Source organism: Streptomyces sp. NPDC102278, from assembly GCF_044766345.1.
Lineage (GTDB): Bacteria > Actinomycetota > Actinomycetes > Streptomycetales > Streptomycetaceae > Streptomyces.
The window spans coordinates 19,405-38,451 of the sequence record NZ_JBIWLV010000018.1 but is presented as its reverse complement, the minus strand read 5'-3'; the positions used below and the strand labels follow the sequence as shown (position 1 = coordinate 38,451).

Below are 19,047 nucleotides of genomic sequence, written 5' to 3'. Positions count from 1 at the left end.
CCTCCTGCCCATGGCCGGATCGGCCGTGGAGAGGTGAAATCGCGGACAGCGTGTGTCGCACCGCCGTTCCTCGAAGGCGGCGGTCGCACAACCGTGGCGGAACAAAGGAGAGCGGATGAACACCTACGACTACGTCATCGTCGGAGCCGGGTCGGCGGGGTGCGTGCTGGCGGCACGCCTCTCCGAGAACCCGGACGTCCGCGTGGCGTTGATCGAGGCGGGCGGCCCGGACACCGCCCAGGAGATCCACGTTCCCGCCGCCTTCGGCACGCTGTTCAAGAGCCAGGTCGACTGGGACCTCGACACCGAACCCGAACCGGGACTCGACGGCCGCCGCGCCTATCTGCCCCGGGGACGGGTCTTCGGCGGGTCCAGCTCGATGAACGCGATGATCTACATGCGCGGCAACCCGGCCGACTACGACGGCTGGGCGGCGGCCGGGGCCACCGGCTGGTCCTACGACGAGGTGCTGCCGTACTTCCGGCGCTCCGAGGACAACGAGCGCGGGGAGGACGCCTTCCACGGGGTGGGAGGGCCCCTGCGGGTGAGCGAGGGCCGGTCCCGGCACCCGCTGGCCGCCGCCTTCGTCGAATCCGCCGTACGGGTCGGGCACAAACGCAACGACGACTTCAACGGTGAGACCCAACTGGGCGTCGGCACGTACCAGTTGACCCAGCGCGACGGGATGCGGTGCAGTACGGCCGTCGCCTGGCTCCACCCCGCGCTGTCCCGGGACAACCTCACGGTGCTGCCGGCGACCCGGGCCCACCGGGTGCTGATCGCAGGCGGCCGGGCGACCGGGGTGGAGGTGGAACGCGGCGGCGCCGTCGAGCTGGTCCGCGCCGAACGGGAGGTGATCCTCTCCGCCGGCGTCTACGAGTCCCCGAAGCTGCTGATGCTGTCCGGAGTCGGATCGGCCGCCGCGCTGGCGCCGTTCGGCATCGACGTGGTGGCGGACCTCCCCGTCGGCCGCGGGCTTCAGGACCACTACATGGCGCTGCTGAACTTCCGCACCCACGTGGAGTCGCTGCTGAGCGCCGCGGCGCCGGAGAACGCCGCCCTCCTCCAGGGTGAGGGCCGCGGCCCGCTGACCTCCAACATCGGCGAGGCCGGCGGGTTCTTCCGCAGCCGCGAGGACGTCGCGCTCCCCGACGGGCAGCTCCACATGGCCCCGGTGCTGTTCCACCAGGAGGGTCTGGGCCCCGTCGCGGAACACGGGTTCGCGCTCGGCCCCTGCGTGCTCGCCCCGACCAGCCGCGGCCAGGTGACGCTGCGCTCGCCGCGACCGGACGCCGCCCCGCGGATCCTGCACAACTACCTGACGACGGCCGAGGACCGCGACTGCCTCGTCGAAGGGGTCCGGATCGCCCTCGACATCACGGCGCAGGCCCCACTGGCCGACATGATCACCGGGCAGTTCGACGTCCCCGAGTCGGACTCCGCGCCCGACGTGCTGGCCTGGGCGCGCCGGTCCGGGATGACCTTGTTCCACCCGACCTCGACCTGTGCCATCGGGTCCGTGGTCGATCCCGAGCTGCGCGTCCTGGGGGTGGAGGGGCTGCGGGTCGTCGACGCGTCGGTGTTCCCGACGGTCCCCCGGGGCAACACCAACGCCCCCACGATCATGGCCGCGGAGAAGGCGGCCGACCTCATCAAGGAGACCGTGCGATGACCACGTCGGCGCCGACCGCGGAGCAGGAGGCGCGGGTCGATCGGGCCCTGGCCGAACTCGTTCGGGGCGAGGCCGCCTGGGCGGCCTGCGACCTCCCGCGGCGCGCGCGGCTGCTGGAGCAGGTGCGCGCCGCCACCGCCGCGCAGTCCGAGGCCTGGGTGCGCGCGGCGGCGGCGTACAAGCGCCTGCCCGACGGCAGCCCGCTGCTCGGCGAGGAGTGGATGTCCGGCCCCTACCCGGTGCTGACCGGTACGGCCGCGCTCGCCGAGAGCGTGCGCGCCCTGGCGGGCGGACGCAGCCCGGTCGACGGGTTCTCCCTCGCCGAGGCGCCGGGCGGACGCGTCGCCGTACGGGTGCTGCCGCACGGGATCCACGACCGGCTGCTGCTGAGCGGGTTCTCCGCCGAGGTGTGGATGCCCCCGGGGGTGAGCGCCGCCCGGATGCGCGAGCGGGCCGGCCTCGGCCAGCGCCGGCCCGAGCGGACGGCGGGGGTCGGGGTGGTCCTCGGCGCCGGCAACATCACCTCCATCCCGGTGCTGGACGTGCTGTACGAGCTGTACGCCCACAACCGCGTCGTCGCCCTCAAGCTCAACCCGATCACCGACGGCCTGTTCGACGTGTTCAGCGCGGTGCTGGCCCCGCTGATCGAGGTGGGGGCGGTACGGATCCTGACGGGCGGCGCCGACGTCGGGGCCCGGCTCGTCCACCACCCGTCCGTCGGGCACGTGCACATGACCGGCAGCGCCGCCACGCACGACGCGATCGTCTTCGGCGCCGGCGCCGAGGGCGCCGACCGCAAGAGGAACGGGACGCCGCTGCTGACCAAGCCCGTCACCAGCGAACTCGGCGGCGTCTCGCCGACCCTCGTGCTCCCCGGCGCCTGGTCGGAGGCGGACCTGCGCTTCCAGGCCGAGCACGTGGCCACCCAGCGGCTCCACAACGGCGGGTACAACTGCGTGGCGTCCCAGGTCGTGGTCATCGGCTCCGACTGGGCCCAGAAGGACCGTTTCCTCACCCATCTGCGCGCGGCGCTGGCCCAGGCCCCGACGCGCCCCGCCTACTACCCGGGCAGCGACGACCGGGTGCGGCAGGCCCTGGACGCCTACCCGGACGCCCGGGTCCTCGACGAACGCGTCCTCGTCGAGGGCGTCGACCCGAGCGCGCCGGGACCGCTGCTGACCACCGAGTACTTCGCCCCCGTACTCGGCGTCGTCGAACTGCCCGGCAACGCGCGGGAGTTCCTGGACGTCGCCGTCCGCACCGCCAACGAGGACTTCGCCGGCACGCTCGGCGTGAACCTCATCGCGCACCCGGGCACCCTCGCCGACCTCGGCCCCGCGCTGGACGAGGCGATCGCCGAACTGCGGTACGGCACCGTCGCGGTGAACGCCTGGACCGGTGTCGGCTACCTGACGGCGAACGCCTCGTGGGGCGCCTTCCCCGGGCACACCGTGGACGACGTGCAGAGCGGCATCGGGGTCGTGCACAACGCGATCCTGCTCGACGGCCCCGAACGGACTGTCGTACGCGGCCCGTTCCGTCCGGCTCCGCGCTCCCTCGTGCACGGGGAGCTCTCCCTGTCCCCGAAGCCCCCGTGGTTCGTCGGCAACCGGACCGCCGCCGGCACCGGCCGGCTGCTCGCCGACTTCGCCGCCGCGCCCCGCTGGTCGGCGCTGCCCGGAATCTTCGCCTCCGCGCTGCGCGGCTGAGCCCGGCGCCCCGCGCCCGGCACCGAACGCCAGGCCCGATCGCGGCCCGGACCACGACCTCGTGGTCCGGGCCGATTTCATTCGGCGACCGTGTCGTCCGCGTCACCCCCGCCGGGCCGCCCTCGCCGTCGTGCGCGGCCTCCGGCCGTGCCTCGCCGCCCGCGACCGGTGGCGAGGAACGGCATGAAACCGATGCAATCAGGCCAATCACTGACAAGCGAAATGAACGGGATTCCCGGCACCAAGTCGGGCTCGAAAATTGGCCATTCTCATTCGTGGGGAATTCGTACGAGGATCCGGGTGACTTGTGGGTAGGTCTAGCAATTGAACACCCGCGCGATTTAGGGTTGCCCGGGCCATGCGGAAATGGGTCAATGTGTGGACAGGAGGCAAGGGTCGTGTGGTAAAGGGGTCGACCTCATTCACTCCGGTCCCCGGCGAGGCTGCCGCAAATCACCGCCGATGGCGGCCGTTCGTGTCCCGTCACCCCCTGCCGGTGCGGACCGAGTCGGAGCCGTCGTCGGAGGCGGGCGGCGGACCGGCGGCGGCCGGCCCGACCTTGAAGCTCAACCGGGGGGAAAGATGGAAGGGCCGCAGAGCGGCGCGGAGCGGAAGGTTCGGAATTCATCCAATTTAGAATCCGCCGCCCCGACATCCATGAGCGATATTCTCTACCTCATCAATTCCTATTGCTCCGGATCATTACCCATCGATATCCTCCGGACGCTCGACGACGCACGGATCGCATTCGTCCGAGGTGACATCGGCGACGCGCTGGCCGCCGTCGACCGGACGCTCGACGAGTTGGACGGGTCCATGCCCGGGTACCGGGACGTGATCGCGCTCCGGCTGTTCATGGGGTCCGTGATCGGCGCTGACTCGAAGCGATGGATGGCCGAGGCGGCCGACGAGAGCGTTTCCGGGTCGGACGCGCTCAAAGTGGCCGCCCTGTGCGTCGAATCGGACGAGCACTGGCATTCCGGGAGCCTGCTCCAGGGGTTGTCGCTCAACCGCTCCGCCGTCGAGCACTCCCACGACGTGGCCCCGGTATGGCGCGTCTACGCCTACCTGCTCTTCGCCAAGAAGCTCAGTGACATCCACATCTCCCTCCAGGCACACCGCGTCGTGCGCGACCTCGACAACCTCATCGACAGCACCGGTCTCCACGTGCTCGGGTCCCTGCCCGAGGCACTGCGCTCGGTACTGCACCTCCAGGCCGGTCGGTTCGACCAGGCGATCGAGGCGGCCTCGTCGGCCGTGCGCGTCAGCGACGAACACGACTCGGCCGTCGGCGTGAAGCTCGCCCTCTCCGTCGCGGCGACCGCCCACCTGGCGCTCGGCGACTGGGGCCGGGCCGTGAAATCCCTGGACTCCTTCCACGCGAAGGTCGACCACTACGCCCTGCCCGACTCCGTCGCGCGCGCCGCGTTCGCCGAAACGGCCCTCGTCGCCGCGCAGGAGGGGCCCCACGCGGCCGCCGAGCAGATACGTGCCAAGTGGCACCTGCTCAACACCGGTTCGGCGAGCCTCATCGAGGACCCCGCACGACCGGCGTGGCTGATCGCCGTCGCACGCCGGGCCGGGGACACCGCCCTCGCCGACCGCTGCCTGCGGGCCATCGAACGGCTGGCGAACGACAACCGCGGGTTCACCCTGCTGGAGAGCGCCGCGCAGAGCGCGCGGGCCGCGGCGGCGGGGGAGAAGCCCGAACTGACCTCGCTCCTGGACTTCGGCGCGGACCGGCAGCCCGCGGCCCCGGCGCCGCACCGGCCCTCCCCGCCGGCGGCCCCCGACCCGAAGCCGCTCGCCGCCGCCCCGGCCCGCCCCCGGCGACCGACCGCCCCACAACCTGCCGCCCGACCGACGGCCGCCGCGGACGACCACGCGCGTACCGCGCAGGCGCGGGCGCGGGCCGAAGCCGCCGACCCCGCGCCCCCCGAGCCGAGGCCGATCGCCTCACTGAGCCTGAGGGAGAGCGAGATCGCGCGGTTCGTGGGCCGCGGCATGACCAACCAACAGGTCGCCAAGCAACTCGACCTCTCCCCGCACACCGTCAACTTCCACCTGCGCAACATCTTCCGCAAGCTCTCGATCTCGACGCGCGTCAAACTCGGCCCGATCGTCGCGCAGTTCGACCGACCACCGGACTCCTGACCACCGGAGCCGCGACCACCGGAGCCGCGACCGCCCGATCCGCGACCGCCGGACTCAGTGGTGATCCACGCGCACCGCCCCGCGCAGGGCCCGCTCCGTCCCGGCCGGATCGAGCACGTCGACGTCCTCCAACTCGGACAGCACGTCGTCCGCGCCACCGACGGCCCGGAACTTCGCGCGGACGAGGGACCGGTGGTCCCGGCGCGTCGCCGGGCCCGCCGAGCCGATGAAGGCCTCGCACTCCTCCGTCACGACGGTGCCGTCGACCAGTTCGACGGCGACCCTGGCGCCGATCGCCATCGTGGCGTTCTCCAGCGTCTCCTCCGGGGCGCCCAGCCCGGCCAGGATCCGCGGCACGTCCGCACCGCCCCACGTGTGCAGTTCGGGCCAGTCCAGCGCCCGGTCGCCCGCCTGTCGCAGGGCCTCGCCGAGCGGGGACGTCGCCCGCACCATCCGTTCCGACAGCAGCATGTCGTGCTCGACCGTGACCTTGTCCGCCAGGGACCAGCGGGCCTCGTCGGCGATCGCCGCGGGGGTCAGGTCCGACACCCCGAAGGCCCCGGTCGAGAGCAGCGTGGCGACGCCGTACCCGATCGACAGGGTCGCGGCGGACACACTGGTGTCGGTGCCGTGCAGGTCCCGGGCGACCTTGCGTTCCATCTGCCAGGTGAGCAGCGAGCCGTGGACGAGGACGCGCCGCACGCGAGAGGCGTCGAGCGCGCCGAGCCGCCGGTGGAGGCGTTCGGCGCAGTCGAAGGCGGCGTGCAGGTAGGCGCTGCCCGGGAAGCGCTTGTACGTCAGGGTGTCCGTGTGCCAGCGCCGCCCCAACCCCTCGGTCACCGCGTCCGGCAGGGGCACGGCCGACAGGTGCGCCAACAACCCCTCGGGGTGTTCGAGGATCGTGTCCGGCCCGGCCAACCCGTGGGCCGCGGCGTCGCACGCGTCGAGCGCCAGGCGGATCGGCGCCGCCGCGCCGAGCGCCTTGACGTCGCTGGTGACGACCCCGTGGTGGAGGGGAACGGCCAGGATCCCGAACGCCATGCCCAGCCCCGCCGTCCACTCCCGCTCCGACGCGCCCCGGGCGTGGAGCCGGGCCGCCGCCGCGCTCGCCAGGTGGCAGTGCGTGTTCGTCTGGCCGCGGAAGAAGGGGCTGAGGATCGTGGCCGCCGAGACGCGCGCCGCGCACTCGTTCGCCACGACGATCGTGGTCAGCAGCGACCTCCCGTCGAGGCCGCCCCGTACCGCCTCGGCGATCGCGACGTTCACCGCGCCGGCGGACACGTGCCCCGAGTAGGCCACCTCGTCGAAGTCGAGCGCCGTCGCCAGGGCCGCCAGGACGTAGGCGGACCGACCGGCGTCGGACTGGAGCGGGGGACCGAACGCGCCGACGATCCTCGCGCCGACGGGGTGCTCCAACGAACCGCGCACGGCCGCGAGGTTCGAGACGAGCTGACTGCGCGCCGCCGCCCGGGTGTGCTCGGGGATGTCCTCGTACGTCACCGTCCGGGCCCAGGCGGCCAGCCTGGTGGTCAGGCTCGCCCCCGGACGGTCGTCGGGCGGAGCCGGCGCGACGGCGACGGGCCTGGTGGACGTCATGTGCGGGTACCCCCGTCGTGGGGCGGCACGGGGAGCGCGCGCCCCGTGCCGCTCGGGAAACCGGTCCGGTCCTCCAGCGCGCGGTAGGCGCGCTCGTGCCACAGCAGCGGTCGCCCGTCGCCGACGCGCACGGCGGTCAGCCGTCCGTACACCACGACGTGGTCGCCGACCTCGTCCAGGGAGTACACCTCGCACCAGCCGATCGTCAGCGCCCCCGCGATCGACGGGGCGCCGCGGACCAGCCGGACCTCGTGACCCAGGTCCTCGAACCGCGCACTGTCGCTGGGCGGCCGGCTGAACCGCTCCGCCAGGTACCGCTGGTCCTCGGACAACAGGTGCACGGCGAAGCGCCCGGCGTGCCGGATCGCGGCCACCGTGCGCGATTCGCGGGACACGCAGCACAGCACGACGGGCGGATCCATCGACACGCTCGTCAGGGTGCTCACGGTCGTTCCCGACCACCCGGAGTCGCCGCACGCGGTCACGACGGCGACGCCGGCCGTGAGCTTGCGGAAGTACGCGCGGCACGACGCGTCGCTCGGCGCCGCCTCGGCCGTTCGCAGGGAACCGACACCCACCACGGGTCAGCCCTCCTTGAACCAGGCCGGCGCGTCCGCCGCCGTCAGCACGGTCAGAGCCGCGGGGACGACGTGGATGTCGTAGGAGGGCGTGTTCCGCGGCATGACCTCGCCGTCGTGTTCGAACAGCACCGCCCGACCACCGGTGTCCGCGACGGTGATCCGCTCCCCGCGGCCCCACAGGATGCCGGGGACGTCGTGCACGTCGCCCAGGACGGCGGCCTGCGCGAAGGCCGCCATGTCCACGGCCGAGGTCACCACCGTGACGTCGAGCAGGCCGTCGTCGACGATCGATGTCGGAACCAGGTTCAACAGCCCGCCGCGGTAACGGAATCCGCCGACGATCGTCTCGACGACACCGCCCTCGTGGAGCACCTTCCCGTCGACGGTCACCCGTCCCGGGTACGGCTCGTGGTCCTCCATCGCGGCCAGCGCGGCCGCCATCAACAGGTCCCGGCCCTTCTCCGGCCGGTTCCGCGCGGCCAGCAACGTCGCGGCGAACAGCCCGCTGCCGGAGCCGAGCACCACGACGTGGTCGTTCTGCTCGATCCGGGCCAGGTCGATCGTCCGTACGGCCGCCCCGCCGCGCAGCGCGAGCGCGGCCACCTTCTCCCACGGTTCGTCGTTCCACAGCCCGCGGTAGACCGAGTTCCCGGTGCCGCCCGGCGCGACCAGGAGCGGCGGGACCGCGCCGGCGCCCGCCTCACCGGCACGGAAGAGGCCGGTGGCCACCTCGCAGACCGTGCCGTCGCCCCCCACGCTGACGATCAGGTCGGGCGGCTCCGCCGCGCCGGCCAGTTTGAAGGCGATGTCGCGGGCATCGCCCGGGGCGGTCGTCCGTACGGTGCGCACCTCGGCGGCGCCGACCGCCTCCAGGGCGGCCACCATCCGATCCCCGTCACCCCCTGCCGCCGGGTTGACCACCACGGCGACGCGCAGACCTCGTGTCATGCTCCCACCTCTCCTGATGCTGCTTCTCGACACGCTGTTCCCGACCGGCGACGGCGCTCGGACCGGCGACGGCGCTCCGGCCGGCGACGGCGCTCCGGCCGGCGACGGCGCTCCGGCCGGCGCTACGGACGGAGCCGGCGCACGACGCTGACCCGCGCCCCCCGCTTGGGGATCATGGTGATGTGGTTCATGGCGCTGCCCTCGTCCCCGGGATCGACGGCCCGCAGTTCCACGGTCCGCAGCACCCCCGCCATCACCGTCTCCACCTCCACCTGGGCGAACATGGCGCCGATGCACCGGCGTACGCCGCCCCCGAACGGGATCCAGGCGTTCTGCGGCGGCGAGCCCTCCAGCCACCGCTCCGGCCGGAAGCGCCTCGCGTCGGCGCCCCACAACCGCGGATCGCACTGCACGGCCCCGACGGACGGCAGCACCGCGACGCCGGCCGGAAGCCGGTACCCCCCCAGCTCGATCGGCTCGGTCAGTCGCCGGGCCACGTTGTGGATCACCGGCCGGACCCGCAGCGCCTCCTTGAAGACCGCGGTCCGGTACGCGTCCTTGGGATCGTCGAGCCCCTCGCGGACCCGCGCCAGGACGTCGGGGTGGCGCAGCAGCCGCTCGAAGAGCCAGGCGAGCGCGACCGCGGTCGTCTCGTGCCCCGCCACGAGCAGCGTCATCACCTCGTCGCGCACGACCTCGTCGTCGGGTTCGCTCTCCACCAGCATCGACAGGACGTCCGTGCGCCCCGACCGCCCGGGATCGCGGCGGCGCCGGGCGATCTCCGCGTAGATCAGCGCGTCGGCGTGTTCGAGGTTGCGCACCACGTTGCGCCAGGGCCAGACCCGGCCGAGTTCGGGGCGGATCCACACCAGGATGTCCGACAGGCCGATGTCCGACACCCGGCGCAGGGCCGCGCTCAGCTCCGCCGCGCGCCGCAGGTCGTCGACGCCGAACACCACCCGGACCATGATCTCCAGGGTGAGCGCGTACGCCCGGTCCAGGAACCGGACCGGTTCGCCGACCGGCCAACCGCGCGCCTCCTGCTCGGCCATCTCCCGCATCGTCGTCGTAAGCGCGGCGATGCGGTCGTGGTGGAACGGCGGCATCATCCGCTTGCGCGCCGGCTTGTGATCGGGGGCGTCGAGCGTCAGCAGCGAATGGCGGCCGACGATCGGCACGAGGAGCGAGTTCCCCTCGCCCGCGTGGAAGACCTCCGGAGCGCCCCGGAACACCTCCTTGATGTGCTCGGGATCGCGCAGGATGACGAACGGGCCGCCCGGCACCACCCGCAGGGTCACGATGTCCCCGTACCGGTCGTGCATCAGCGGCAGGTAGTGCTGGCGCCCCCGCCGGAACCTGATGGTCTGCCGCAGCACCGATTCCGACGGTCCCGGAGGCATCCGGTCCATCGACCCGGTGATCGACACGTTGCTGATCGACGCCGACGTCATCAACCGCTCGTTGGCGCTCGCGTTGTCGCGCCCGACCCTGCTCATGTGCTCTCCGTCCGTCGTGCGTGGCTGCTCCGCCCGGCCGGCGCGGCGACCGGGCCGGGGCCCGGCGCCGACGACCGTCCGGTCTCGGCGCTCAGATGGGCCAGATAGCGGTCGAGCGCCCGGTCCACGAGGCGCCCCCGGGGCACCCACGGCCCCTTCGACCGCACCCACGGCAGGGCGAACGACAGGTCGTCCCCGGCGCCCTCGACGATCCGGCGCGCCAGATGGGCGCCGTTGTACGCCGAGACCGCGAGCCCGTGCCCGTTGCACCCCCCGGCGTGGAGCAGGCCGGGCTCGTCGCGGTGGTGACCGACGATCGGGAGCCCGTCGCGCGTCATGGCGACCGGACCCGCCCAGGAGGACTCGATCTCCACGTCGGCGAGCGTCGGGGACAGGGCCCGTACGGCCGCCCGCAGCCGGCCCGGCGCGGGCGCCACGGAACCGAAGGGGCCCCGCCGCACCGCGCCGCCGCCGACCACCAGCCGCCCGTCGGGCGTCAGCCGGAAGTACGGCGACAGCTCGCCGTGCTCGATCAGGGGCTCGGAGTGCAAACCGTCCAACGCGGAGAGCGCCTCCTGCGGGAGCTTGCGCGTCACCCCGGCCTGCACCCGCACCCCCACCACCCCCGCCGGCGCGCCCGGCGCCGCACCGAACGCGTTGACCGCCACCACGACGTGATCGGCGACGATCTCGCCGTCGTCGGTGGCGAGCGTGGTCAGCAGCCCCCGCCGGACGGCGCGCACCGGACTGCGTTCGAGGACGGTCAGGCCGCGCTGCTCACCGATCCTGGCGAGCTGCCCCGTGAGCGCGGCCGGGTCCAGGGTCGCGGCCCCTCCGTAGCGCAGTCCGCCGAGATGGCGGGAGGCGACGGCGGGCAGCTCGTCCCGCTCGACCAGCGCGACGGGCAGTCCCAGGGCGCCGGCGGCATCGGCCTCCCGCCGCTGTTCCTCGGCGCCCTTCTCGTCGCGGGCGACGACGAGTTGGCTCCCCGGGGTCAGGTCGCACGCGATCTCGTGGCGCCGCACCAGGTCCAGGACGTGCCGGACCGCCGCGATCGACCACAGGTGGCAGGCGCGCGCCACGTCGTCGCCGTACCGCCGGCGGGCCACCCGCAGCGGCGGCCCCACCCGGGGGCCGAGCAGCCCGGTGCCCCGGCCGCTCGCACCGGCCGCCACGTGGTCCGCCTCCACCACCACGACCCTCAGGTCGGGATCGAGTTCGAGGAGCTCGACCGCGGTGGACAGCCCGGTCAGCCCCGCGCCGACGACGGCGACGTCGCAGCGCAGGCGCCCGTGCAGGCGGGGGCGCGCGACCGTGTCCCCGCCGCTCGCCCAAGGGGTCCCGGAGCCGTTCACCGGCGCCTCCCGCGCACGCCCGCGAGGGGGAACCGGCGGCCACCGGTGACGGCGCGGGCGATGGCCCGGGCGTCGACCGCCATGTCGGGCAGCTGCCCGGGGGGCAGCCGGTAGCCCTGGAAGTACATTCCGGGCGCGTGCGCGGCGGTCCGGCCGCCGTGGACGATCGGACGTCCGCCCGGCTGCGCCAGGACGTCCAGGTGCCCCAGGAAGCGTTCCATGTCGGGCCGTTGTCCGGTCGAGGCGATGACGACGTCCGGCTTGATGCTCGCGCCGTCTTCGAGGAGCACGGCCTTCTTGTCGAACCCGGTGACCCCGGTGACGACCTCGATCGACCCGTCCCGCACGGCGGGTATCAGGCCGCGGTCGATGGCCCCGTACGAGTGCCCGATGCGGGCCACGCCCGCCATCGTGCCCTCCTTGGGCGCGGCCAGACCGTACTCCGACAGGTCGCCCCACTGCATCTTGTGCATCAGCAGACTGGCCCGGTTGACCAGCGCGTGCGGCAGCGGGCCGTGCTTGATGGCCTGGCACAGCAACGACGTGGTCGGGCTGAGTTTGAACAGCACCGGCATGTTGCGGATCGACATCCGCACCCGGGACGCGCCGGCGTTCGCCACCGCCACCGCGATGTCGATCCCGGTCGGGCCGCAGCCGACCACCAGGACGTCCTTGCCGACGAAGGAATCGGGCACCGTGTAGGACCGGGCGTGCAGGAACTCGCCCTCGAACTCGTCCAGTCCGGGCCAGTCCGGCACGAAGGGCTTGCGGTGCAGACCGGTCGCGACGACGACGGTGCGCGTGTGCAGGTCCCCGCCCGAGGTCCGCACCACCCAGCGGCCCGCCTCCCGATCGACGCGGTGCACCTCGGTCTCGTAGCGCACGTCCGGGTCGAGGACCTCGACGTACTTCTTCATGTAGGCGAGGAAGTCGTTGCGCATCGGCCACGGGCCGAACTCCGCGGAGAGCCGCATGCCGGGCAGCGAACTCAACCGGCGCCACGAGTTCATCCGCAGCGACGGGTAGTAGGCGTGCCAACTGGAGCAGGCGATCTTCTCCCGGTCGATGAGCAGGGGATCGAGACCGGCCTCCTTCAGCGTCCAGGCCACCGCGAGGCCGCCCGGCCCCGCGCCGATGATGATCGGGCGTTCACTGATCGGGCGTTCACTGCGCACGGACATGTGTTCCTCACCTCAGACCCGTTCGGGCGTCGAATGTTCCGCGGTGTGCTGTGCGACGACACGCTCCTCGAACTCCACGAACGCGGGGACCGCCACCGGCTCGAACCGCACGTGGAAGGACTTCAGGAAGTTGCCGAAGATCGCGCGATCGCCGCACAGGTGGATCGGCACGGCGAGGAAGGCCCACTCGAAGCCCGCGACCGCCGCCCAGACGCCGAGGACGACGGCGTGCGTGACGAAGCTGTGCATCGTGTTGTAGAGGACGTGGTAGACCTTCGGGATCCGACCGTCCGGGGCGCGCCGGAACGCGATCGCCCCCGGGATGTAGCCGATCAGGTCGATGTAGACGAACAGCAGCACCGCCACCCACCAGCGCACTTCCGACAGGTGCAGCAGCATGAGCGCCGCGCTCACGACGAGCGCGACGGCGTACTCCGCGCGCAGCAGTCGGAAGGTCACCCGGCTCTCGAACCGGTTCACGTGATCCATCGCCGGCCTCCTGACTACGCCGACAGCGCGGTGTCGGGCTCGCGACGGGCGCCCAGCCGCGCGGTCACCGCCATGGCCGTCGCCGGATCGCCGACGACGTGCGCCTCCCCGAGCAGCCGGTACACGATGGTGGCGATGGCCTCCTTGAGGACCTTCGTCGCGATGGGCTCCAGCACGCCGGCCAGGCTCGGGATGCCGAAGTCGAAGCTGGCCTCGAACGTCACCTCGCAGCCGCCCGCGATGGGTTCCACCCGCCAGGACCCGCGGAAGACGTCGAAGTCCCCGGCGGTCTGTTCGAAGACGATCCGGCGCAGGTCCGGCTGGAGGTAGTCCACCTCGGACCAGCGCAGCGGACCGTTGCGGAAGAGGATGTCCCACTCGCTGACGAGCGGCTCGTCGCCCTTGTTCCCGTGGACGACGACGGAGCGCACCTCGTCCACGAACTCCGGGTACTTCTCGAAGTCGGTGATGCGCCGGTACGCGAGGTCCGCGTCCGCGGTGAACGACTGCAACTTCAATTCCAGGCTACGCATGTGCCGGCACCTCGTACTCGGGGTTCCGCTCGGCGACCGACCTGGCCGCCCGCTCGAACCGTTCGAAAAGAAAGGCCACGTCGGAATCGGTCATCGTCGCGGGCGGCGTCAGCCGCACGACGTGATCCGAGTTGAGCGAGAGGTTCGCGATGACGTCGTGGGTGACGAGCGCCATGAACAGGTCCGCCGCCATGGCCGGGTCCGCGAACTCGATCCCGATCAGCAGGCCCGCGCCGCGCACCTCGTACGGATGGTGCGGCAGGTACGTGGCGATGATCCGCTCCAGCTCCGGTGTGAGCCGGGCGCCGAGCGCGGCGGCCCGCTCGACCAGGCCGTCCTCCCGGATCGCCAGGATCGCGCCGCACACGGCGGCCATCGCGATCGGCGCCGCCGAGAACGTCGAGGTGTGCAGGATCGGGTCGCGGTCCAGGACGGAGAAGGTCTCCTGCGTCGCGATGGTCGCCGCGACCGGGATCACCGCACCGCCCAGCGCCTTCCCCGACAGGAGGATGTCGGGGCTGACGCCCTCCGCGTCACAACCCCACCACGCGCCGAGCCGGCCGAGACCCGACTGCACCTCGTCGACGACGAGCAGCGCACCGTACCGGGTGCACGCCTCGCGCACGGCCCGGAGGTAGCCCGGGGCCGGGATCACCACCCCGGCCTCGCCCTGCACCGGTTCGACGATCACGCAGGCCTCGCCCGGATGCCGGCTCAGGGTCCGCGTCAACGCCTCGACGTCGCCGAACGGTACGTGTTCGACGTCCGGCAGCAGCGGCCGGAACGGCTTTTGGAACGTCTCCCGCGCGGTCACCGAGAGGGCGCCCATGGTCTTGCCGTGGTAGCCGCCCGTCATCGACACCAGACGCCGACGGCCGTTGAGTCGGGCGAGCTTGATCGCCGCTTCGACGGCCTCCGTCCCGGATCCCGAGAAGTGCACGCGGTCCAGGCCCGGCGGGGTCACCGACGTCAGGAGGTCGGCCGCCCGCGCTGCCGCCGGGTCGAGGAAGATCCGGGTGCCGATCGGATGCGTCCGCAGCTGGCGCTCGACCTCGCGCACCACGGTGGGGTGCCGGGCGCCGGTGATGAAGACCCCGTACCCCCCGACGTTCAGGATCCGCTGTCCCCGGCTCGTGGTGATCCACGCGCCGGACGACTCCACCTCCACCTGGCCGCCCAGTACGTCGGCCAGACGGGCGCGGCCCGAGCTCATCGTGCGTCGGTACGCCGAAGCCACCCACGCGTCGTCCGCCGGCGGCGGGGTGTCCGTGACCGGTGCGCCGTAAGTGACCGGTGCGCCGTTCGTGGCCGGTGCGCCGTTCGCGACCGGTGTGTTGTCCGTGCCTGTTCTGTCGGGCATCTGGTACCTCACTCGAACCTGAGTACGTCGCCGGCGAAGTTCGCGGCCAGCGCCCGGCTGGTGCCGGCCTTGGAGGGCGGATGGAAGCTCACGCAGTGGCAGGCCGCGGCGAGGTACGCCACGTCGGGCGACGAGATGAACGCCATGCCGCCCAGGACCTCGACCGCCCGCTTCGCGGTGTCGACGATCGCCTCCTGGGCGCCGTACCGGGCGATCATGGCCTTGGTGAGGGCGGCGTTGTCGCCCTCCTTCGCGATCAACTGCCGGGCGATGCCCTCCAGCAGTTGCGCCGCGCTCTCGACGCGCACGCCCAGGTCCGTCACCTGCTCCGCGCTCAGCTTCCCGCTCGCGAAGGCCCGCTCCACCAGGGCGCTGGCCATGCCCAGGTAGCAGGAGGTGATCAGCATCTCGAACCACATGAACCCGACGGTCTGCAACTCGTCGAGCTCGCCCTGGTCACCGATGTCGGTGGGCACGAGCAGCCGGTCGTCGACGAAGACGTCGGTCAGCCGGACCTCGTCGCTCTCCGCGCCGGCCAGCACGTTGCTGCCCCAGAACGGGTGGACGGACACACCGGGCGTGTCCGCCGGCACGAGCATCAGCACCGTCTCGGATCCGCCGCCCTCCGCGGGCACCGAGACACTCGCCGACAGCAGGTCCATCGAGCGCGAGATGCTGCAAGGACGCTTCGACCCGTTGACGACGATGCCGCCGTCCTTGCGCACACCGCCGACGGTGGGCGACAGGATCCCCTGTCCGGGGTTCCCCTCGGCGAACCCCGAGGACACCAACAAGTTCTGCGAGGCGATGCCCTCCAGCAGCGCCCACTCGACACCGCTGGAGCGCAGGCTCTCGGCGAGCGTGAAGATGGTCGCCACCGAGAAGTGGTGCATCGTCGAGGCCACGGCCAGGGACGGCGCGGCCGCCCCGATCGCGCGGGTGACCTGGATCGCCTCCAGCGGGGTGGCGCCCGATCCCGAGTAGCTCTTCGGAATGACCAGGGCCGGACCACCGCTCGCCCGGAACAGCTCCAGGGCGCGGTTGCCGGGCTTCTCCAACTCGGCGAGGGGGATCTCCGACAGCTTGCCCAGGAGACCCGGCAGGTACTTCTCACAGACCTCGCGGGCCTCGTCAAGCGTGCGCATCGCGCTCCTCCTCCTCGGACGGTCGCGCGCAGTCGTTCGCGACGATGGACACCCCTTGCAGGTGCGTGGTCCGCAACACGGGGTAGTTGGCCTCACCGAAGGCCCCGCCCGTCAGCCCGGTGCCGCCGTGCGAGGGCAGCGGCGCGGTGAAGGCGATGTGCGAGTCGTTGACCTTGAGCAGTCCGCCCTTGACCGTCTCGGACACGAACCGGTCGATCACCGACCCGTCCCGCGCCCACAGCGAGTTCCGCAGCCCGTACAGGTTCGTGTTCACGAACTCGACGAAGCTGTCGAACAGGGTGTCGTCGTCGGCGGGTTCGGGGACGACGATCGGAAGCAACGGGAAGAACGTCTCGTGTTTGACCACGTCCGCCTCGCGCGCCCCGCGCAGCCCGTCGACCCGGAGCACCGTCGGTTCGAGGAAGAATCCGGAACTGTCCCGGGTCCCGTCGATCTGCATGCCGTGGCCGCCGGTGACGACGGTCGCGCCGTGCTCGACGGCATCGGCCAGGAACTGGTTGAACTTGTCGTGCCGAAGAACGGGGGAGAGCAGCACGCCCTCCTCGTCCGGGTAACCCGGGCGCAGGGCCTTCGCCCGCTCCACGACGCGGGCGATCAGGTCGTCCGCCACGTCCGGGTGGACGACCGCCTGGTTGGGGATCATGCAGAGCTGGCCGGAGCCGTAGAAGCTCTCGACGAGCGCGTCGGCGGCCCGGTCGAGGTCCGCGTCCTTCCAGACCAGGACCACGTCGTTGCCGGCCAGTTCGAGGATCGGCTTCTTGCCGGCCTCGATGCACCGGCCCTCCAGCTTGAGGCCGCTGGGGACGTCACCGAAGTACATGATGTCGTCCACGTGCGGGCTGTTGATCCAGGCGTCCAGCATCGGCCCGGGATGCCCGCACACGATGTTGAGGAGCCCCGGCGGGGCGCCGATCTCGTCCAGGATCGGCGCGATCAGGTGGCGCAGCGCGTAGGTCACGCCGAACGGCGCGGTGCGCGGGGCGCGCACGACGGCCGCGTTGCCCCCGGGAATGCACATGGTGCCCAGGAGCGCGCTGACCAGCGGGGCGTTGGCGGGCGGCGTGATGCACACGACGCCGTCGGCCTGCCGCCGCACGATGTTGCGACGCCCGTCCACGGCGAACTCCTGCCACAGCTGCCCGCGCAGGTACTGCGTCGTCTCCTTGCGGGTCAGCTCGCGCATCCCGGAGATCTCCCACTTGGCGAGCTCCAGGGGATGACCCTCCAGGGTCAGCAGCCGCACGAGCTCGTCGCCGTGTTCGTCGATGGTGGCGCGCAGCAGCTCCATCCAGCCGTCGAACCGCGTCGTGAGCGGTACCGAGCGCCAGATCCGGGTCGCCTCGGCCGCGGCGGCCAGCGCGTCCAGGGACGTCTCCTTGTCGGCGACCGCCACCCGGCCGGCGATCACGCCCTCCGGTACCTCGTCGGGCGAGATCCTGCCCGACTCGAGTTTTCGCTTCAGGCTCAGGCTCGCGAACGAATCGTCCAGCACGGCGCGCGTGGAGAGCACGTACACCCACTGGCCGCTCTCCACGTCCTTTCCGCGTACGTAACTGCTCAGTGAAGGTATGGGTCGGGATTCGACGTTCGCTGTCAAAGTGACCTCTGCAATCTGGATTCCGATGACAACTCGGTGGCGGTGGGCCGCCTGCGTCAGTGGTGCGTCACCGCAGTATCGACGGCGGCTCTGAAACGCCCCTGACGTCCCGTGGGCGGTGACGTCGGACGGGCGTCAGAGGGGGTCGCTAACGTCTGTTCCAACGCATCGCCGATCGTGGGGACAGCGCATGAAGGTGCCCGATTCGCTCCAACCGCAGGACTCCGCCTCGATGGTGTCCGCTCTCGAACGGTACGCGGACAATCCGAGCGCGTTCCTCGCCCTCAACCGCGGCAACGAGTACTTCGCCTTCACCGGCATCGAGGGATTCATCTGCTACCGGCCGCACGGCCGGCGGTGGATCCAATTCGGGGGGCCGTTCACCGGGAAACCGGGCAGAAGGGAATTGCAGTCCCGGTTCCTCGAACACGCGCATCGAAACGGCCGCCGGGTCGTCGGTGTGCAACTCCAGCGCGAGGACGCCGAACTCCTGGCGGAACTGGGACTGACCGTGAATCAGGTCGGGGCGTCCTACGCCGTGGAACTCGCGGATTTCAGCCTGCGCGGCAAGCGCTTCGTACGACTGCGGAACAAGATCTCCCGCGCCCAGCGCGCGGGGTTGGAGGTCTCCGTGGTCGACGCCGGGGCCGACGCCGTCGCCGGCGAGATCGCGGACATCGACGCGAGGTGGCTGCGGGAGAAGGGCAAGCACACCAAGGAACTGACCTTCCTGATCGGCGAGATCGGCGGCCCGTGGCAGCCCCTGCGGAAGCTGTTCGTCGGAAGGATCGAAGGCGCCGCGATCGGCTACGTCTCCTATGCCCCCGTGTACGGATCACGCCCCGGCTGGCTGCACGACCTGAGCCGGCGGCTGCCGGACTGCCCGCCGGGTGTCATGGAGGCGATCAACTCCCACGCCATCGACCACGTACGGGCCCTGGGGGCGCCCTGGCTGCACTTCGGCTTCACCCCGTTCACCGGCCTGGACGAAATCCACCGGCTGCCGACCGCGAGCCGCGCCGCCACCCGGATGATCCGTCTGATCGCCGAACACGGCGACCGCGTCTATCCGGCCAAGAGCCAACTCGAATACAAGTCGAAGTGGTACCCGAACGCGGTGCTGCCCGAATACTTCGCCTTCGACGGAGGAATATCTCCGCGTTCCCTGTGGAGCGTGGTACGGGCGACGAACATCCTGTGAGAGAACGAC

At 71.9% G+C, this 19,047-nt stretch carries 15 protein-coding genes; 4 read left to right on the top strand and 11 right to left on the bottom strand.

Annotation, left to right across the window (positions count from 1 at the left end; translation table 11 throughout):
- The first annotated feature begins 115 nt into the window (after positions 1-115).
- The 3 genes from ACIRO3_RS31015 (at position 116) to ACIRO3_RS31005 (ending at position 5,535) form a co-directional block, all read left to right on the top strand.
- Positions 116-1,672: a GMC family oxidoreductase gene (locus ACIRO3_RS31015; protein WP_404142316.1), complete on the top strand. Its 1,557-nt coding sequence runs from the start codon at positions 116-118 to the stop codon at positions 1,670-1,672.
- On the top strand, positions 1,669-3,381 hold the full coding sequence (locus tag ACIRO3_RS31010) for an aldehyde dehydrogenase family protein (RefSeq protein ID WP_404142313.1): 1,713 nt from the start codon (positions 1,669-1,671) through the stop codon (positions 3,379-3,381). Before ACIRO3_RS31015 ends, ACIRO3_RS31010 begins: the two co-directional genes overlap by 4 nt.
- A 657-nt stretch (positions 3,382-4,038) precedes the next feature.
- On the top strand, positions 4,039-5,535 hold the full coding sequence (locus tag ACIRO3_RS31005; protein ID WP_404142310.1) for a LuxR C-terminal-related transcriptional regulator: 1,497 nt from the start codon (positions 4,039-4,041) through the stop codon (positions 5,533-5,535).
- 54 nt (positions 5,536-5,589) lie between these two features.
- Here the strand turns inward: ACIRO3_RS31005 and ACIRO3_RS31000 are convergent, their stop codons facing one another.
- The 11 genes from ACIRO3_RS31000 to ACIRO3_RS30950 all read right to left on the bottom strand — a co-directional run bounded on the left by ACIRO3_RS31000 (position 5,590) and on the right by ACIRO3_RS30950 (position 17,774).
- The gene (locus ACIRO3_RS31000; protein ID WP_404142307.1) at positions 5,590-7,131 is read right to left on the bottom strand and encodes an MmgE/PrpD family protein; all 1,542 of its coding nucleotides are present in this window, start codon (positions 7,129-7,131) and stop codon (positions 5,590-5,592) included.
- Complete coding sequence (locus tag ACIRO3_RS30995) at positions 7,128-7,712, bottom strand: flavin reductase family protein (RefSeq protein WP_404142305.1); 585 nt, start codon at positions 7,710-7,712, stop codon at positions 7,128-7,130. Before ACIRO3_RS30995 ends, ACIRO3_RS31000 begins: the two co-directional genes overlap by 4 nt.
- Positions 7,713-7,715: 3 nt before the next feature.
- Positions 7,716-8,660: a diacylglycerol kinase family protein gene (locus ACIRO3_RS30990; protein WP_366001323.1), complete on the bottom strand. Its 945-nt coding sequence runs from the start codon at positions 8,658-8,660 to the stop codon at positions 7,716-7,718.
- Positions 8,661-8,782: 122 nt separating this feature from the next.
- Entirely contained in the window at positions 8,783-10,156 is a 1,374-nt protein-coding gene (locus ACIRO3_RS30985; protein ID WP_404142302.1) for a cytochrome P450, read from the bottom strand.
- A complete protein-coding gene (locus tag ACIRO3_RS30980) occupies positions 10,153-11,511 on the bottom strand; it encodes an NAD(P)/FAD-dependent oxidoreductase (protein WP_404142300.1) in 1,359 nt (452 codons plus the stop codon). The genes ACIRO3_RS30985 and ACIRO3_RS30980 overlap by 4 nt, the downstream gene beginning before the upstream one ends.
- Positions 11,508-12,692, bottom strand: coding sequence for a flavin-containing monooxygenase (locus ACIRO3_RS30975; protein WP_404142297.1), 1,185 nt, complete (start codon positions 12,690-12,692; stop codon positions 11,508-11,510). Before ACIRO3_RS30975 ends, ACIRO3_RS30980 begins: the two co-directional genes overlap by 4 nt.
- A gap of 12 nt (positions 12,693-12,704) precedes the next feature.
- Positions 12,705-13,181: a hypothetical protein gene (locus ACIRO3_RS30970; protein ID WP_404142294.1), complete on the bottom strand. Its 477-nt coding sequence runs from the start codon at positions 13,179-13,181 to the stop codon at positions 12,705-12,707.
- 14 nt (positions 13,182-13,195) lie between these two features.
- Positions 13,196-13,714, bottom strand: coding sequence for an SRPBCC family protein (locus ACIRO3_RS30965; protein WP_361784828.1), 519 nt, complete (start codon positions 13,712-13,714; stop codon positions 13,196-13,198).
- The gene (locus ACIRO3_RS30960) at positions 13,707-14,927 is read right to left on the bottom strand and encodes an aminotransferase class III-fold pyridoxal phosphate-dependent enzyme (protein WP_361784825.1); all 1,221 of its coding nucleotides are present in this window, start codon (positions 14,925-14,927) and stop codon (positions 13,707-13,709) included. The genes ACIRO3_RS30965 and ACIRO3_RS30960 overlap by 8 nt, the downstream gene beginning before the upstream one ends.
- A gap of 155 nt (positions 14,928-15,082) precedes the next feature.
- Positions 15,083-16,219, bottom strand: a complete 1,137-nt coding sequence (locus ACIRO3_RS30955; RefSeq protein ID WP_361784822.1) for an acyl-CoA dehydrogenase family protein — start codon at positions 16,217-16,219, stop codon at positions 15,083-15,085.
- On the bottom strand, positions 16,206-17,774 hold the full coding sequence (locus ACIRO3_RS30950; RefSeq protein ID WP_361784819.1) for an aldehyde dehydrogenase: 1,569 nt from the start codon (positions 17,772-17,774) through the stop codon (positions 16,206-16,208). Before ACIRO3_RS30950 ends, ACIRO3_RS30955 begins: the two co-directional genes overlap by 14 nt.
- A 253-nt stretch (positions 17,775-18,027) precedes the next feature.
- Between ACIRO3_RS30950 and ACIRO3_RS30945 the strand changes: the two genes are divergently transcribed.
- Positions 18,028-19,038 carry a DUF2156 domain-containing protein gene (locus tag ACIRO3_RS30945; protein WP_366001331.1) on the top strand — a complete coding sequence of 337 codons (1,011 nt, stop codon included), beginning with the start codon at positions 18,028-18,030 and terminating at the stop codon, positions 19,036-19,038.
- Positions 19,039-19,047: the final 9 nt, after the last annotated feature.

Excerpts from the sequence above, each read along its gene's own strand:
- ACIRO3_RS30970 (WP_404142294.1), bottom strand. The coding sequence starts at position 13,181 with ATGGATCACGTGAACCGGTTCGAGAGCCGGGTGACCTTCCGACTGCTG.
- ACIRO3_RS30975 (WP_404142297.1), bottom strand. The coding sequence starts at position 12,692 with ATGTCCGTGCGCAGTGAACGCCCGATCAGTGAACGCCCGATCATCATC.
- ACIRO3_RS30985 (WP_404142302.1), bottom strand. The coding sequence starts at position 10,156 with ATGAGCAGGGTCGGGCGCGACAACGCGAGCGCCAACGAGCGGTTGATG.
- ACIRO3_RS31010 (WP_404142313.1), top strand. The coding sequence starts at position 1,669 with ATGACCACGTCGGCGCCGACCGCGGAGCAGGAGGCGCGGGTCGATCGG.
- ACIRO3_RS31005 (WP_404142310.1), top strand. The coding sequence starts at position 4,039 with ATGAGCGATATTCTCTACCTCATCAATTCCTATTGCTCCGGATCATTA.
- ACIRO3_RS30990 (WP_366001323.1), bottom strand. The coding sequence starts at position 8,660 with ATGACACGAGGTCTGCGCGTCGCCGTGGTGGTCAACCCGGCGGCAGGG.
- ACIRO3_RS30945 (WP_366001331.1), top strand. The coding sequence starts at position 18,028 with ATGAAGGTGCCCGATTCGCTCCAACCGCAGGACTCCGCCTCGATGGTG.
- ACIRO3_RS31015 (WP_404142316.1), top strand. The coding sequence starts at position 116 with ATGAACACCTACGACTACGTCATCGTCGGAGCCGGGTCGGCGGGGTGC.
- ACIRO3_RS31000 (WP_404142307.1), bottom strand. The coding sequence starts at position 7,131 with ATGACGTCCACCAGGCCCGTCGCCGTCGCGCCGGCTCCGCCCGACGAC.
- ACIRO3_RS30955 (WP_361784822.1), bottom strand. The coding sequence starts at position 16,219 with ATGCGCACGCTTGACGAGGCCCGCGAGGTCTGTGAGAAGTACCTGCCG.
- ACIRO3_RS30965 (WP_361784828.1), bottom strand. The coding sequence starts at position 13,714 with ATGCGTAGCCTGGAATTGAAGTTGCAGTCGTTCACCGCGGACGCGGAC.
- ACIRO3_RS30960 (WP_361784825.1), bottom strand. The coding sequence starts at position 14,927 with ATGAGCTCGGGCCGCGCCCGTCTGGCCGACGTACTGGGCGGCCAGGTG.